Origin of the sequence: Clostridium sp. FS41 (assembly GCF_000954015.1) — a bacterium.
Classification (GTDB): Bacteria; Bacillota; Clostridia; order Lachnospirales; family Lachnospiraceae; genus Enterocloster; species Enterocloster citroniae.
Window position 1 is genome coordinate 1 of the sequence record NZ_JYHN01000013.1, and the last position, 16248, is coordinate 16248.

16 protein-coding genes are annotated in these 16248 nt (G+C 49.8%); 2 read left to right on the forward strand and 14 right to left on the reverse strand.

The genetic code is table 11. The annotated features are described in order from the left end of the window. Positions 1-299: 299 nt before the first annotated feature. From grdF to CLFS41_RS01830, 4 genes are all read right to left on the reverse strand, one after another. Complete coding sequence (gene grdF, locus CLFS41_RS01815; RefSeq protein WP_082082472.1) at positions 300-1610, reverse strand: sarcosine reductase complex component B subunit beta; 1311 nt, start codon at positions 1608-1610, stop codon at positions 300-302. A 22-nt stretch (positions 1611-1632) separates the two neighbouring features. Then, the gene (grdG, locus tag CLFS41_RS01820) at positions 1633-2922 is read right to left on the reverse strand and encodes a sarcosine reductase complex component B subunit alpha (RefSeq protein WP_007858867.1); all 1290 of its coding nucleotides are present in this window, start codon (positions 2920-2922) and stop codon (positions 1633-1635) included. Positions 2923-3204: 282 nt separating this feature from the next. Continuing rightward, positions 3205-3885, reverse strand: a complete 681-nt coding sequence (locus CLFS41_RS01825; protein WP_045091288.1) for a TetR/AcrR family transcriptional regulator — start codon at positions 3883-3885, stop codon at positions 3205-3207. 44 nt (positions 3886-3929) lie between these two features. Further along, positions 3930-4316: a GrdX family protein gene (locus CLFS41_RS01830; RefSeq protein WP_045091289.1), complete on the reverse strand. Its 387-nt coding sequence runs from the start codon at positions 4314-4316 to the stop codon at positions 3930-3932. A gap of 218 nt (positions 4317-4534) precedes the next feature. Here CLFS41_RS01830 and CLFS41_RS01835 point away from each other — a divergent pair, with 218 nt between their 5' ends. Then, on the forward strand, positions 4535-5155 hold the full coding sequence (locus CLFS41_RS01835) for a hypothetical protein (RefSeq protein WP_052665578.1): 621 nt from the start codon (positions 4535-4537) through the stop codon (positions 5153-5155). A 1-nt stretch (position 5156) separates the two neighbouring features. Here CLFS41_RS01835 and CLFS41_RS01840 read toward each other — a convergent pair whose 3' ends face one another. Together CLFS41_RS01840 and CLFS41_RS01845 are read right to left on the reverse strand one after the other, a co-directional pair. Further along, complete coding sequence (locus CLFS41_RS01840) at positions 5157-5669, reverse strand: SWIM zinc finger family protein (protein WP_007858877.1); 513 nt, start codon at positions 5667-5669, stop codon at positions 5157-5159. A 50-nt stretch (positions 5670-5719) separates the two neighbouring features. Next, positions 5720-6439, reverse strand: coding sequence for a DinB family protein (locus CLFS41_RS01845; protein ID WP_040414902.1), 720 nt, complete (start codon positions 6437-6439; stop codon positions 5720-5722). 333 nt (positions 6440-6772) lie between these two features. On the opposite strand from CLFS41_RS01845, the gene CLFS41_RS01850 reads away from it, so the two are divergent. Continuing rightward, positions 6773-7657 (forward strand): helix-turn-helix transcriptional regulator, encoded by an 885-nt coding sequence (locus tag CLFS41_RS01850; RefSeq protein ID WP_045091290.1) that lies wholly within the window; start codon positions 6773-6775, stop codon positions 7655-7657. Between the two features lie 49 nt (positions 7658-7706). Here the strand turns inward: CLFS41_RS01850 and CLFS41_RS01855 are convergent, their stop codons facing one another. The 8 genes from CLFS41_RS01855 to CLFS41_RS01885 form a co-directional block, all read right to left on the reverse strand. Further along, positions 7707-8300, reverse strand: a complete 594-nt coding sequence (locus CLFS41_RS01855) for a DNA-3-methyladenine glycosylase I (RefSeq protein WP_007858904.1) — start codon at positions 8298-8300, stop codon at positions 7707-7709. 49 nt (positions 8301-8349) lie between these two features. After that, entirely contained in the window at positions 8350-8790 is a 441-nt protein-coding gene (locus CLFS41_RS01860) for a GNAT family N-acetyltransferase (protein WP_007858905.1), read from the reverse strand. 18 nt (positions 8791-8808) lie between these two features. Continuing rightward, complete coding sequence (locus CLFS41_RS01865) at positions 8809-11544, reverse strand: TetM/TetW/TetO/TetS family tetracycline resistance ribosomal protection protein (RefSeq protein ID WP_045091291.1); 2736 nt, start codon at positions 11542-11544, stop codon at positions 8809-8811. A gap of 125 nt (positions 11545-11669) precedes the next feature. Continuing rightward, positions 11670-12557, reverse strand: coding sequence for a LysR family transcriptional regulator (locus CLFS41_RS28845; protein WP_007858907.1), 888 nt, complete (start codon positions 12555-12557; stop codon positions 11670-11672). 137 nt (positions 12558-12694) lie between these two features. After that, positions 12695-13648, reverse strand: coding sequence for a BCCT family transporter (locus tag CLFS41_RS30615; protein WP_278279989.1), 954 nt, complete (start codon positions 13646-13648; stop codon positions 12695-12697). Continuing rightward, complete coding sequence (locus CLFS41_RS30945) at positions 13629-14258, reverse strand: BCCT family transporter (protein ID WP_052665581.1); 630 nt, start codon at positions 14256-14258, stop codon at positions 13629-13631. The genes CLFS41_RS30615 and CLFS41_RS30945 overlap by 20 nt, the downstream gene beginning before the upstream one ends. 139 nt (positions 14259-14397) lie before the next feature. After that, positions 14398-15369 carry a sugar phosphate isomerase/epimerase gene (locus CLFS41_RS01880; protein WP_195415212.1) on the reverse strand — a complete coding sequence of 324 codons (972 nt, stop codon included), beginning with the start codon at positions 15367-15369 and terminating at the stop codon, positions 14398-14400. Between the two features lie 37 nt (positions 15370-15406). Beyond that, entirely contained in the window at positions 15407-16210 is an 804-nt protein-coding gene (locus tag CLFS41_RS01885; RefSeq protein ID WP_048930201.1) for a pyrroline-5-carboxylate reductase dimerization domain-containing protein, read from the reverse strand. Positions 16211-16248 lie beyond the last annotated feature (38 nt).

The window sequence follows — 16248 nt, forward strand, 5'->3', positions numbered from 1 at the left end:
GATAAAGCAGACCGCAAACAGTAATATTGTCAGGATCCCCTGCACGCCATATGCAGTAAAATATTGAATAATTTCCTGTCCTGTGGCAAATCCTGAGCCGATGGTAAATGCTATCACCGCCCCCGCAAGTATCAGCACCCGGCTCCAGTTAACTTTCTGATCATTTTCCATATGTCTTCTCCTCTTAGCAGACCTGGCTGCCGCAGGGGCACAGCAGCGTCCGGGAAACGGCTGTTTAGGCCGGATCCCGGAGCGTGTCTGAAAATTGCTTTCTGCCACGCCACAGCAGCCTTCAGCAATTATTTTTCAAACACTGTCTGTCCTTCCACCGGTGTTTCCAGGGCTTTAAGCGCCCTTCTCACCATGGATAAGCGGAGTTTGTAGCTGTCAGTCTCACCCTGCGGCGGGTCGCCCAGTGGGTAGGGGATACCTATGCCGGGGATGATACGATTGGCACCGATCGTCAGGGAGATAGGAACAACGGTTGCCATATGAACTACAGGAAGACCATACTTCTCAATACCTTTCACCATCGTTGCACCGCAACGAGTACAGGTCCCTCAGGTGGAGACGAGGATGACCCCGTCCACATGTTCATCAACAAACATTTTTCCAATCTCGGTCCCGAACCTGGCCGCTGACGCGGTGGCTGTTCCGGTACCGGTAGTAGCACAGAAATAGTTGACAAGTTCTCCGAACTCACCTTCTCTTTCCAGCTCTCTGAGCGCATCTAAGGGGACCACCACATTGGGGTCCGCGATGGCAAACTGGCGGTCATATCCGCCGTGGATGGATGTGAAATCATCCGGTGACAGCCGGTCCATTCCGGTCATGTCATATTTGCCCCACTTGGTGGCATTGGATGACTCGATGTGGTCCGGGTTGCCTGTGGGCACGATCCCTCCGGAGGTGACAACCGCGATCCTGGCTTTCTTTATATCCTTAATAGGAGCTGCAGGCTCAACCCGGTCAAACTTGGGCATGGGCAGGTCTGTCTCAAAGGCCTCGCCCTTTAACTTTTTCACCAGCATCTCAACCGCCCGCTCAGAACCTCTCTTTTCCGCAAAATAGTTCACCCGGATCCCTCTTTCAAGATATCCTTCCTCTGAGGGTCCCAGGATCTCCTGCCCCTGGGCCAGCTTCTTGACCAGGGCTGATATAACGGGAAGCACCTTGGGCATACCGGCCGCGGAATTTGGAGTGCTCACGATCAAAAGATCCTTGCGGAACATATCCACACCGGGATTCTCCTCGTACATTCCGGTGATGACCGGTATCATAAGGCGTTCTTCCACCGCTTTGCAGATCGTGCCGCAGGCCACGCCGTAACGTCCGGCGTTAAATGCAGGCCCTGCCACGAACACATCCGGTCCGTATTTCTTTACCATCTCAATAACGGTATCCGTAGCTGCATCCAGGTTTTCCCCAAAATAGTTATCGCCGCAGATAACAGTAGCCGCGATCTCATAGTCACTTCCCAGCGCGGCCTGAAGCCCTCTGCCCGGTCCTACAGCGCCCTGGCGGACTTCAGGCATATGGTCGGCCTTTTCTTCCCCGCCGATACCGGCAAAGAACTGGTTAATATAATGTACTACTTTATATTTAGCCATGTTTCCATCTCCTTTGATTGATTTAATATCCTCTTGCTGCCAGCTTGTTAAAACCATTGGCAATGGTGGAGGCGATGATGATCTGAAGCTCCGCCTCAAAGCTGCCGTCAGGGTTCTTGCACCCGTCCCAGCCCCCGATCTGCATCTCGATAAATTCCTGGGTGCCGATGACCTTATCCATGGCAGGGAATATAAGTGTGGCATTGCCCTGACCGCAGGATGCCAGCGCATCCGCTTCCCGGCACACATCCGCCAGTGACTGGGACTTGCCGTCCTTGCCCGGGAACTCATCTGTGATCAGAACCACCTTGGTCCCCGCATTCTCCACCTTGCGGCAGTTCATCATCAGGTCTGTATCCGGATTTCCATATCCCTCCTCGGTGATCAGGACACCGTCCAGGCCCATCCAACTGCACAGCTTTGCAACCATGTCGGAATGGCGCTCCTTATCTGCCAGGAATACATTCTCATTGGTGAGGATCACTCCCATGAAGTTGATGTCTTTGCCGTGATGTTTGAAGCAGTCCTCGATCACCGGATTGTGGAAATGATGGTATGTGGTAACCTTGTCACAGGGAGCCACACAGTTGCCTGAGACAATGGCTCCGTCCATGATCTCCGTGGGATACATAAAGGTGGGAACAAACTGCTTGGCATCCACTCCGTAATAATATGTATCATGGAGAAGTCCCTGGGACTGCAGCATGTGGATGTAACCTACCTTTGGAAGGTCCGGATACATGGCCGCCTGCTCAAAGATCGGTTTTGTCTCATAGGTGACGATCTCATCCGGCTCCAGGTCCCTTGCTGCCTCGCCAAGGTAGGCGGCTACCTTTAATCCTGCCATGCGTGCCGCCTTCTCGTACACATGGGTCTCCAGGCCATCGGCCGGTTCCACCACCAGGCAGAGATTATTGGTCTTGGAGAAGGGGCAGTAATCCGCGGCAGGGCCGCTCATATCAATCACGCCTTCCTGGAATCCCACGATCCTGCCTGCTGTTATGACGCAGCATCCTTCCAGGGCATGGGTCCTTCCGGCGCCCACCTGAGGGCTTACCTTGCCCACCACACCCGGGAAAATCTCTCCGCCTCCGCTGACCTTGACCCTTGGTTCGATCACATCCTTTACAGGGGTGATCCTTACCGACTCACCCGGCCTCGCAATGTCAACATGGCAGCCTGCCAGCTTGTCGTCTTCCAGGACAAGGGTTTCAACTTCCTTTTTGCTGACATGGAGGACGCCGTCCTTCACGTGAGTCTTGTCATCGAATCGGATATCTTTTATAAAGATTTTTCCCAATTCAAGCTTCATATAAAATACCTCCCACTTCTTTATGATTTACTGTCCTTTTCCCGGCATTCTTTCACCCACTCCGGCAAAATTACAGCATTTTTACAATTGACAAAATTTGTTATTGTGTAAAAATCATAGTTTTAAAATAGTAATCGCGATAACTTATGTATAGAATATAACATATGTTATCGCGATTATCAATGGATTTAATGAAGTCTTTTGTTACTTTTTGTAGGAAACCTGTTTTTCGTCATTTTGTTATATTTTTGACATTGTTTTTGTACATTTTTACCACTAAAACTATTGGGGAACAAAGTCACTGGCATAAAGCCTGGTGATCTCCTTGCTCTCTGAGATAAACCGTTCCACCAGTTCAGGTATCTCTTCCAGCTCCACGCCGTGTTCCTGGACAAACTTAAAATATCCCAGAAACAGTGTACAAAGGATGTGGTTCAGCTTTCCGGCGTTTTCCTCCGTGATCTTGCCTTCCGCCACAAGATGTTTGCAGATAAAATAATCCCGGTCATAATATCCGGGGATCTCCAGCATCTCCTTGACCAGAGGGCTGACCCGTATGATGGCATCCGGGAACATCTCATAATATTCCTTCAGCGCCTCCCCCAGGTCCCTGTTGATATTCTGATAGAACACGGACTCAAATGCCTCCGGATTGCGGAAGGCCTCCGTTGCGTAGGAACGCCATATGCCAAAATGCACATCCCACATATCCTTCCATTCCTTTTCCCGAATGGAAAGGTCCAGGATATATTCATTGAGGGCATCCAGCTGGGCATAGAACAAAAGCTCGTCCAGATTGTCAAAGTACCGGTACATGCTGGCAGAAGAGCATCCCAGTTCCGATGCCATGCGGCGTATGCTGACCGCCCCGACTCCCTCCTCCTTAATAATCCTGCTTGCCAATTCCACGTAATCTTTTCTGCTCAGATCCTTAAAATAGGACGTTCCTGATCGTTTCTTCATGGTTTCTCACACTCCGCTCCCCGTCAATCACTGCAGTCTGTCCCCTACAGCCTTGGAATCACATTTTCAATCATCGACAGATCAATGGTCTTATAGTCATAAGCCGTCTTCTCATCATACTCCGGGATTCTTTTTATGGAATTCCATTTCTCATAAGTCTCCAGGGCTTTTTCTATGAGGCACACATCCTCCGCCTCACTGCTTCCCTGTACGCCGTATAACAGTATGGTCCTGTAGGGCGTCTGATTGGGTTTTAAGCTGGATGCCTGAGGATGGGTCAGAAGCTTGTGCCCGGTATGGATCAGATCCCTGGCTTTCTTAAGCACCTCCTCGTAGGTATCCATCATAAATACATGATTCACGCTGTCCCCCCACTTCCCGGCCGCCCGGTCATTGTTGGTGACCAGGATACACTTTCCCAGTTCAAACATTGAGTCCACCTCCTTTCATTTCTAAGATTTTGATGCTTTTATTATCTTACATCATATTTATTATTCAGTCAATTTGTGGTAGAGTTAATTCTAATAGTGTACGCTCGGAATCTCCCGGTACTCAGATTTGTGAGATGATTTTTAATCAGTTGTGCACCAATTTATGAGGCGTACACGGTGTGTACGTTGATTAAATAAGCAAAAGGAGGGTCTTAGGTATGTGGAGTTTATATTGGGTTATATTGATCGTCCTGGTGCTGTTCGCCCTGTATCAGATTGCGGTCTCAAGGGCCGTGCAGATGGCTGATGAAATGATCGGGGCGGCACCGGAAGATGAGATTCCAAAGCTGGTCCAGATACGGAACCTGAAGGAGGCCGGCATCACATTTCGCACCGAGGCCCTGGAACAGGAATTTATATTTGACCATTCAGGCAATGAGTACTATGCAGCCCATCCTTATTATGCACTGCTGACCGATGCCGGGGCCAGGGGGATCCTTGCCAATGTTTACGGCATCATCGACAGGGAATGTATCTATGACGATGAATACGGAAAGATCCTGAAAGGGCTGGCAGATATCTCCGGCCTGGATATCACCCATATCACCTGCCCTGGACGGCATACGGTTTCCTGGCAGCTGAAGGGAAGGACCTTTTACTGGAGAGGAAAAAGGCAGAGGGATTGGGCCGACCACCGGATCGGGACTGCCCTGAACCGCTTCTGCAAGGGGGAACAGCGCATTTTTACAGACAATTCCCACCTGGGGATCATTTTCTTTTATGGAACCGTGGCTCAGGCCGAAAACCTGAACCGGGAGTTCGGCCTCCGGTTCCGGTAAGTCATCCTTCCTTTTTCTCAAATTCCTTTTGAAACGCGGTCAGATCCTGCCCTTCCAGCTGCTTATTCAGCTTTTTTATCCGGGCAGTCCTGTTGACCTTTTTTGTCTCCCTACCCCGGACGGCTCCATCCCCAAACGATTCTTCCCCATGTTCTTCCTTTTTGGCTTCCCTGGCTTCCTTCTTTGCCCGTTTGGACAGAATATCCTCAGGTATCTCACACAATTCCCACTGGCGGTCCTGGGTCATTTCCATAAGGAGCGCCAGCCCGTGCTTGCAGGGAAACTGGCGGCTGGGGCAGCTGCACCGGCACAGGGGTGCCGACCCATCTATAAAGTCCGCGGACACGGTGTACACTGAACTGCCGCTGCCCTTACACTGGCCCGCGTAATATGTATCATCCGCCGAACGTTCCCATTTGATAAATCCATTGCCCCGGGATATCTTCCTGGCATTATTCACCGCATTGGCATTGGGCGCCATGGCCGTGATCCGCTGTTCGTCTATTTGTCTCATGAGTAATTCCCTCCTTCTCCCATATGTGTACTTTTAAAATCTCCTGGTGCTCAGATCTTCCTCTTTCTTGTCCTGATCCATTCCTTCCATCTGCAGCAGTCATTCAGATGGAGGATCACATGACGGGTGGGAGGCATTAACAAAAGGCCTGCCACATCCTTTTGGCCCCAGTAATCCAAAAGCCAGAGGGATTCCTCCTGCTTTGTCACCCCACCCTCCTTAAGAATCTGTTCCAATTGCACAGGAGATACCCTGCGCTTCATATCATCCGGCGTAAGATTGGTAACGATCTCCCTAGTCCGTCTTCCCACACAGTTGCGGTATTGGAGCAGTTCCTCCATATCCAGTTCCCTGCTTAAGCCTATGATCTCACTGTCGGTAAGGGCATTTCCTGTATCTGTAATAGAGGCCCTCATCCTCTCTTTCCACTCCTGGTCAAACAGCTGTCCCTGTTCCGCCACCAGCATCCCCATGGTCAGATCTTCGATCCTTGCAATATGCCAGAGCGCCCAGGCAATGGTTTCGTCCTTTGCAGTGGGCATGACCGCATATTCATCTGTGGACAGGTCATTAAACAGCTTGTCTACCTCATTGGGGACCTGGCACCTTTGATCCCCGTCAGCCTTGTCAGTTCCAGGCATACCTGTAAGATGCAGCGCTCCGTGGAGCTCCATAAACAGCTGTTTTGCTTCCTCCAGGCGATCTGTTTTCCGTATCATACGGCTCAGTTCCTTATGTATTTCACTTAAACCACTTCCAAAATATTTCATCTGTCCCTCCCGTTGAGTCTCACTCATTGACCGCGTACAGCACGGCCAGCCGTATCTGGGCAAACAGTTCATCCGTCATTCTCCCCTGTTTTTAAATAACTGTATTTTCTCTATTTTACCACTATGCCGCTTCTATTTCCACTTAATTACAGATATCTTACCCTGCGATTATTTTCCGGGTTTTTCTGGCTATTTATGTTTTTTCCCTGTAAAATAAAGGGGGCAACTAAAAGTAGCGTCAAAAATGTAAAAGGAAACATGAAGTTGGTGGCAGTGGCTTCAGGGCAACTGTAGAATAAACCTATCAAGTTCAGTGTACAGGAGGAATAATAAATGAGTTTTTCAGAAAATATGCAGTATTTGAGAAAAAAAGAAAACCTGACCCAGGAACAGCTGGCGGAACGCCTGAATGTTTCCAGGCAGGCCGTGTCCAAGTGGGAGTCCGGGCAGTCCTATCCGGAAATGGAGAAGATACTCCAGCTCTGTGAAATGTTCTGCTGTAACCTGGATACCCTGATCAAGGGGAATGTGACCAGGGAAGAAAAGGAAGATCTGTACGGTTATGACCAGCAGATGAACCGTTTCTCCCTGCTCACTGCCAGTTCTGTTGCCATGATCATTGCGTCCGTGGGGCTGATGGTGATCCTGGAAGTCCTGCTCCAGGGGATCGTACACGAGGATGTGATGGCCATAGGGATGTTTGCTATGGTGGGGATAGCAGTCTCCATCTTGATCGTGTCCGGTATCAACCATAAATATTTTAAGAAACGATACTCAACCGTCCAGGATTTCTATACGGAAGAAGAGCGCTACCGATTTAACAGGAAGTTTGCAGTGGCCATTGCTGCCGGTGTATGCCTGATCCTCTTTGGACTCTGCTTAAATATGGGGCTGGAGCTTTTGGAAGATCCTGTGCTTGAAGAGGCGGGCGGCGGGATCCAACTGTTCTTTGTAGCAGCCGCCGTGTGGATCTTTATCTATTTTGGGGTACAGAGAGCAAAATATGAAGTAGGGGAATACAATAAAAAAAACCGCGGCGAGCAGGACAGCGGTGCGAAACTGACCGGAAAGATCTCCGGTGTGATCATGCTGTTAGCCACGGCAATTTTCTTTTATTTTGGACTGGTCTTGGATATGTTCCGTATTGCATGGGTAGTTTTCCCCATTGGCGGCCTTCTGTGCGCTGCCGCCAACGTGATATGGGGTGACAAAAAATAGTATCTTTTCCGGTCAAGATGATGAGCCGCCCTGAACAGTTACGTATTTTCTATTGGTCCCGCTTTCTCACAACCGGATACTGTTCCACGATCTCCCGATAGCGGAAGCACTCCTTCCTGTGGTCGTTAATGATCCCGCAGGCCTGAAGGTGGGAATATACGGTGACCGACCCCAGATACTTAAAACCCCGATGTTTCAGATCCTTGCTCACTTCATCGGACAGACTGTTTTTGGCAGGTATCTTTCCCTTCTGATGGCCTGAATACAGAAGGGTCTTTCCTTTGGAGAACCCCCACAGATACCTGCTGAAGGAGCCAAATTCCTCTCTCACCGCCCGGAAACACCGGGCATTGTGGATCACTGCCTCCACCTTTCTGCGTGATCGTATCATGCCCTCGGACGCCAGGATACGCTCCACATCCGCCTCAGCGTACAGGGCGATCTTTTCATAGTCAAACCCGTCAAAGCATTGGCAGAATATCTCCCGCTTCTGGATCATCATATTCCAGTTCAGGCCGCACTGCATCACCTCCATCATGAGAAACTCAAACTGCTTTTGGTCGTCATGAAGGGGCGTGCCCCACTCCTCGTCATGGTATCTCATCATCTTCTCATTGCATAAACACCAGCTGCACCGCTCCATCTTACCTCCCCCTTCTTTATGTGTACGCTCGGAATCCGTGGGCGTACACCTATGATTCGTTGGAAAGGGACATGCAGAACTTGTAATGGTCGTTCTTCATCCCCTGCGCCTCATAGAACCCATGGCTGGGTTTTCGTTTTTTATTGCAGCACACCTCCAGTTGGATGCAGCCGTGATCCAGGGCAGCTTCCTTTGCTGCCTGAAACAGCTGACTGCCAATGCCGGCTCCCCTTCTGTCCCGGTCCACCACCAATTCCTGTATCTCAGCCACATAGGCGGTGTGATGAAGCAGTCTCTGCACGTACAGGCTGGCAAATCCGGCAACCCGGCCCTCCTCCTCATAGACAAAATAATGTATGGCCGGATCTGTCCTGTTTGCCTCAAAGATTTCAAAAAAAGCTGACCTGTCTATCTCTGTTTCCTCCAGGGCAGTGATCAGGACACAGATCTGCTCCCTGTCCTCAGATTTGGCTGCTCTTACACCTTTCATGGATCCCACCTCCAGAATTTATTCCTGTTCTTTGTCCTTCAGCTTCTCAAGCTCCCTGGCCGCCTTTTCCGGCAGCACCTCCAGCAAACTGTTGCGCTTCAGCCGCGGCTTTTCCAAATACTCTTCCCTGAGCATTCCCTTGACCCGCTCCAGGTCCTCCCAAAGCTCCCTGGCAGAGACACGGCGGCAGCCCTGTCCTAGGATAATGACCTGTTCCAGACCGTCTGAGGTTGCCACTGATATGTCAAATCTGCGGGCATTTTCGTGGGCAAACTTCTCAATGTACTGGTCCGCTGTCTCGGCCTCCTTTGTGTAGACCACATGGATGTTATGGTAATCCAGGATCTCGGTTGCATGGCCCTTGACCCTGTAGGCATCAAACACAAGGATCAGATTGCATCTGCGCACTGCCTGGTAATTACACAGCAGGTCCATCAGCCGCCCTCTGGCCCCCTCCATATTGTCCTCCGCAAGGCTGTTTAACTCATCCCAGGCGTAGATGATGTTATATCCGTCCACCAGCAGATATTCCTCTGCAGGCTGGGGACGGACTGCTGCCGGGCGATAGGTGCGGGTCTCAGGCGGGCTGTAGGTCCTGCGGCCCGCGCCCTTTCCGGGTATCCCGTTCTTCTGCCTGGCCTTGCCGCGGCTGTTGGAATAAAATGTCCGCTCCAGTATGGCATCGATCTCATCCGTGCCCAGCCATATTTCTTCCTTCCCGGAACCCTCAGGCGCGTTTTTGGCCGGCCCTTTAAATACTTCCGGGCCGGTTCCCTGGTTCTCCTTAAAAATCCCGCTGTCCATATGCATGTACTCCTTCACATGGTCCCAGCTTACCACGAACCCGGCCCCGTGGGCACAGAACACAGACCCGGACGGATTGTCCTCATCCCGTTCCGGGTCATAACCGGACGCTTCCACCACTTCCTCCTGATCATGGCATGGTTCATATCCCCTGAAGGTACAGGTCAGATGGCCGCATCCCTTTGTGTAAGCAGTCACCTCAGTCTGGTAATCTCCCATGGCCGACACGGGAGCGCTTCCTGTCAAACGGGCCTGACCGCCCTCCGTATGGGCGATGACACAGCTCCCCTTTCGTTTTTCGATATCCGTCATGGCCCGGCCAATGGCTGTTTCAGGTATCTCCAGGCAAAAATCATACCAGGGTTCCAAAAGCAGGCTGTCAGCCTCCATAAGGCCCTGGCGGAGAGCCCTGTAAGTAGCCTGCCGGAAATCACCGCCCTCCGTATGTTTGATATGGGCCCTTCCCGCCACCAGCGTGATCCTCATATCCGTAACAGGAGCGCCTATAAGGACTCCCCTGTGCACCTTTTCCTCCAGATGGGTCATCACCAGCCTCTGCCAGTTCCGGTCCAGGATATCTTCGCTGCACCCCGTGGCAAACTGCAGTCCGCTGCCCCGCTCCCCCGGCTCCAGAAGCAGGTGCACCTCTGCATAATGGCGCAGGGGTTCAAAATGTCCCACTCCCTCCACCGGTCCCGTTATTGTCTCCTTATAAACAATATTGGGACGGCCAAATTCCACCTCTGCGCCAAACCGCTCAGAAATCAGGTTCTTTAATACCTCAATCTGCACCTCGCCCATGAGCTGCACCTGGATTTCCTGAAGGTGCTCGTCCCAGGCCACGTGAAGCTGCGGGTCCTCCTCCTCCAGCTCCCTGAGTTTGGGAAGCATCACGGCCTTGTCACAGCCCTGGGGCAGCTTTACCTCATAGGTGAGCACAGGTTCCAAAAGAGGTTCCATGGATGCCTGTTCCATCCCCAGTCCCTGCCCCGGAAACGTCCGGAGAAGTCCGGTTACCGCACAGATACATCCTGCTTCCGCCTCCGGTACCGGCTCATATTTTTCACCGGAATACAGACGGATCTGGTTCACCTTTTCCTGCCACTCCTCCCCCTTCTCCCTCCCGCCGGACAACAGGCTTTTCACCTTCAGGCTTCCGCCGGTGATCTTCATATGGGTCAGGCGGCCGCCCTGGTCATCCCTTGTGATCTTAAACACCTTTGCGCCGAACTGGTCCGGATAAGCCGGCATCTTTCCATAGGCCCTGATGCCCTCCAAAAGCTCCTCCACTCCCTTAAGCCTTAAGGCCGAGCCGAAATAACAGGGAAACAGCTTCCGCTCACATATCAGGCGGCCAATCTCCCCCTCCTCCACGTTCCCTGTTTCCAGGAAATGCTCCAGCACCGTTTCGTCACACATGGCCACCTGCTCCAGACATTCCATGGTGCCCGCCTGTGTAAAATCCACACAGCCGTCATCCAGCCTGTCCCGTACCTCCAGGAGAAGGGAATCCCGGTCGGTTCCCGGCTGATCCATCTTATTGACAAAAACAAAGGTTGGCACCCTGTACTTTGAAAGAAGGCGCCACAATGTGGCTGTATGCCCCTGGACCCCATCGCTGCCGCTGATCACCAGAACCGCATAGTCCAGGACCTGCAGGGTGCGCTCCATCTCAGCTGAAAAATCCACATGTCCCGGCGTATCCAACAGTGTAATAGACATACCTTTCCACTCTATTCCGGCTTGTTTGGAAAAAATTGTAATTCCTCTGGCCCGTTCCAGGGCATATGTGTCCAGAAACGCGTCCTGGTTATCCACCCGTCCCATTTTCCGTATGCTGCCGGTGAGATACAGCAGCGCCTCTGACAGAGTTGTCTTTCCCGCATCCACATGAGCCAGCAGGCCAACACATATTCTTTCCCTTGTTTTATCCTCCGCCTGTCCGCCCATAAAAAATGCCTCCTTGTAAAATATACGTTGTATCCCTGGTCGGATAAGGGAACACGCCCTTATCCACTGAGGGTAGTATATCACAAGAGGAGGCATCAGTCGAGACATCACCGTAACGCAGATCGTCACTTACCGGATTCGCAGTCCGTTTGGATCAGATCCAAAAAAAGCTGTATTGCAGGATTGGTATTATCAGGATTGGTTACACAAACATAGGAGTCGGCATATTCAGAATCAAATTTTACAGCATGGTAATGGGGGCTGTCCAACAGCACCGGATCATATGGATTTGAGATCGTGAGTCCATTATCGGATAATACCTTAAAATAGGCATTTTCTGATGAGGACACTTCCACCTGATGAACATCATCCAGGCAAAAACGGTGTTTGAAGATTTTATCCACCTGATATCCGTTGGGCGCGGTGAGAAAAAATGTTTCCCCGCAAAGGTCGTTATATTCAAGGGTTTCTTTTTTTGCCAATCTATGATTGGTAGACATCACAATAAGGGTTTCTACTTTTTTCAACTTTCTGACCGTAAAGCCCAATTCGTTCCAGTGAGGGAATTCAAGGCCAACGGCAACATCTATGCTCTCATTTTTAAGACCCTTGATCTGGTCCCATGAAAACAATTTATTACTTCGTATCTGTAATGCAGGGCTGGTTTCACGCAGTTTGTTGATGGTGGAGAAAAACATATATTCCGAAAAATAACCGGATTGAAAGGAGATGGATAATACCCCCTCTTTTCCCTCCGAAACAATTCTGGCCTTTTCAAGGGTATCATTGATCCGGGAAATGGCTTCTTTCATCCCTTCATACAATATCTGTCCGGGTTCGGTAAGACGGAGCGGTTTACTGTTCCGATTAAAAAGAGAATACCCTAATTCCTCCTCCAGCATCTGTATCTGACGGCTTATGGTGGGCTGGGATGTATAGGCTTGTCTGGCCGCATGGGTGAAATTCCCTGTCTCAACAACAGTAATAAAATATTGGAGCTGTAACAATGTCATAGTAACCTCCCCATTGGTCATGATTGTATATGAGCCGCCAAAATATTTTATACTATATCATATAAATGGGGAATTTTCAATATGATGCAAGCAAGGTCCAGAAAGGTCAGGGGACGGTCCCCTGGTACTCATCCCCGCTATTTTAACGTTTCTCCATCCACCACATACTTCTTACACCTTAGCAGCTTTCCGCCGATTTTAGGCAGGCTTACAAACAGCCATACAGTGGGGACCGTCATCAGAAGGCCGCCTGCGTTTAAAAGACCCTTAACTGCATTCACCCCACCTGAGACAACCAGCAGATAGGCCACCACAGAAACTGCTATGCCTATTATGATCTTAATGTTTTTAGGAGGCTCTTCATCGATCTGCTGTCCATGTACGCACAGGGTTGCCATTGCAGAAGTATTGGGATCCGCCAATGTTACAAAGGATAAACAGACGGTGATCAGGAACACGAATTGAACGATCCTGCCTCCCGGCATTGCCCCCAGCACCTGATACAAAGCCGTCTGCATGCCAAGTTCCTGAACATTGGCCCATATATCAATTGCTCCGCTGACCTGCATCTGCATTGTGGTGCTTGCAAAGATGGCGATGAACAGACAGCAGAATAAGGACGGCACAAGGATCTCCACCAGCAGGAACTCTCGCACGGTTCTTCCTTTTCCCATTCTTGCCAGGAACATTCCCATAATGGGAGCATAAATAAAGAAGGAATTCCAAAAGGTAATGGGCCATTCATTTGCCCATTGGTCATGTTCAGACAATGCATTGTTATAGGTGATCTTGCTGAAAAAATTGTCCAGCATATTGCCAAAGGACTCCATTCCAAGTTTTCCGATGAACTGCCCGTCTCCGGCAATCACAACATAGATCATCAAACCCAGAAAACAAATCATACATGCCATTGAGACGTAGGTGAGCCCTTTATTGATCCCGGTCAGACAAGACAGGATAAAAAACGCACCTACAAAAACAGCGATCAAAAGATATATCTTCTCATCCTGGGGAAGTCCGAAAACAGAGTTGAGTCCCCCGCTGATCTGCATCATTCCCGCTGCCATTGAATTAGATACCCCGCTTGCCACTGCATAGCCGCAAAAAATGTGCAGCAGTATTGTCAGCCATATCCTGTCTTTTCCCGTTACCTCCGTGACAAGACCGGAAGGAAAGAGGTCTTTTGCAATTATAGGCAAGAAGCGCAAACACCACTGCCGGAATCGCATAAATAAAATATTGGACAAACGACCAGTGGAACATGGTCTGCCCTACTGCAAAAACTGCAGCCGCTTTGCTCTCAGCTTCGATCCCCGCGGTCACCGGAGGATGCATAAAATGATAGATTGGTTCCCCCATGGCCCAGAATAAAAGACCGCACCCGATCCCGCCGCAGATAGAAATAGAAAACCACTGCCATGTAGAATATTCCGGAACCGCATCTTCCCCGCCGATCCGTATATCCCCATAACGGAAGATTATATAACAAAGCCCCAGAATAACCGCCAATACCACACACAGATCGATCCACCAGCCGAAATTGTCCCCGATCAGGTAGGTCATCTGTGACATGACAGCGCCAAAGGCATCTGTAAAAAACACCCCCAATATAAGCTCAATCATGAATAAAATACCTACTGCGCCCAGAACCTCCTTATGTATGCTTCCCTTTACATAATGTTTTGTCTTCATTTGCTTCATCTGCCCCTCTCCCTACACATCCCATGATCCTCACCCGCATCATCCGCCCATACGACAACATGACCAGATATACGACTTTTCATCGATCACCCGGTCATGTCTCACAGCTCCCTTTCACTCACATTGATATTTCATCGGATCATTTATTTAAAAAGTAATTACTGGGGCCATAGATCTTTGCAGGATTGCGGCCGATCCCCAACTCTTTATACATGTATTCAACAGACTCACGCAAGCCCTTTAATTCCATCTCACGGCCTTCTTCAATCGAATAACCGGAAAGAGGCAATTCAATTTCAAGGTCAATGGTATCCAGACCATCAGGAGCCTCCTCCCTCAGAATATCCATGATCGCCCTGCAGTCAACATTACCTGCCCCAATGGCTGTACCAAGTGAATGTGTTCCATCAGGATCGGCAAATACCCTGTTATCACAGAAATGTACGCAGTAGCAGTACGGCGCCATTTTGCGGACGCACTCCGCAATTCCTTCCATCACCATTAAAGAATTGATCGTATCACAGCATGCGCCGACCAACGGATGGTTTAACTGTTTCACCAGCCAGATCACTTCATCTGCGAACAGGTCACAGTGGTTCTCAATGGCGATCTTCATGCCGTATTTTTCGATCAGTGGAAGATTTTTCTCAAACTGACCGTAGATTTCAACCAATTGCTTCATGACAGAAGGCGCTAAGCATGAGTGGGACGATTTCTCCGGATGCTCCACGTCTGTGCTGTATTTTACAAGATTGCATCCCAGCTTACGGGCAATATGTAAAGAGTTTTCAACATCACAGTTTACACGGGGATCTGAAGGCGCATTAAACGAAACATTCAGTTCCAGTTCAATACCTGCTTCTTCCGCAATTTTACGGCACTCTGCCAGATGGGCATCGGATGTATCATTCTGGATATCCACCAATGTGATATGAAGAACATCAAGTCCAACTTCTACCGCAATGTCTACCAGGTCCTTAAATGTTGCCACCTGCTCAAATGCATGGTGCTCGCCGTATTCCTGAAATCCCCAGCTCTCGCCAAACCCTGAAAGGTGTAATGTGTAACTATGCATTCCGATTTTAAATTTTCTGTCGTGATTCCTGATCATATTGATCCTCCTCTTTTCTTCATCCTATTTTAGATCACTATTGTCTGCCAAGTTCCTTACAACGTTCCACTGAAACTCTTACAAATTCATCGTACATTGCGTCAAATCCCATGGATTCTATTTTTTCCAAAGCCGTTACAGTTGCTCCGCCCGGCAGTCTGAGTGCGGCTTCAAGCTCCTGTAAGCTGATATTGGAAGAGAGGATCATTTCCGCGCTTCCCTTCATGGTCTGGGCAAATAAACGGATCGCCGTGTCAGGATCCAGTCCATATTTTTCCGCTTCCTTTACCATTAAATTGGAAATATGATAAAAGAATCCAGGCGCCGAACCATTAAACGGAAGGATTTCCGCCATCATTCCATCCGGGATCTCCTCCACAAGACCGCATGATCTGAGGATCGCTGTGACACGCTCCACATCCTCATCTGTACAGTTTGTATTGCGTGATACCGCAAATGCGCCTTCCCCTACCTGTGAGCTCATGTTCGGCATACAGATCACAACCTTACAGTCCTCCCCGAGATGTTCCGTATACCAGGGCTGTTCAACACCCGTTACCACGGTTAACATCAGCTGTCCCGGCCGGTAGCATGCTTTCAGTTCATCAATGATCAATCCAACGACCTTGGGCGTTACCCCAAGAACGATCATCTCTGAATTATTAACCAATTCCGTCATATTGTCAAATGTTTTATAACCTCTGGACGCGTAATCCTTACGCACATTCTCATTAATATCAAAAATTCCAATTTCCGAGGGATTGTAATCCGCATGAAGCTCCCCTCCCCTGTGCATTGCACGGATAATATTTCCTGCTGCAATAAATCCATATCGTAACACGATTGTTTCCACCTTTCTTTTAAAGTGTACTCCCCCAA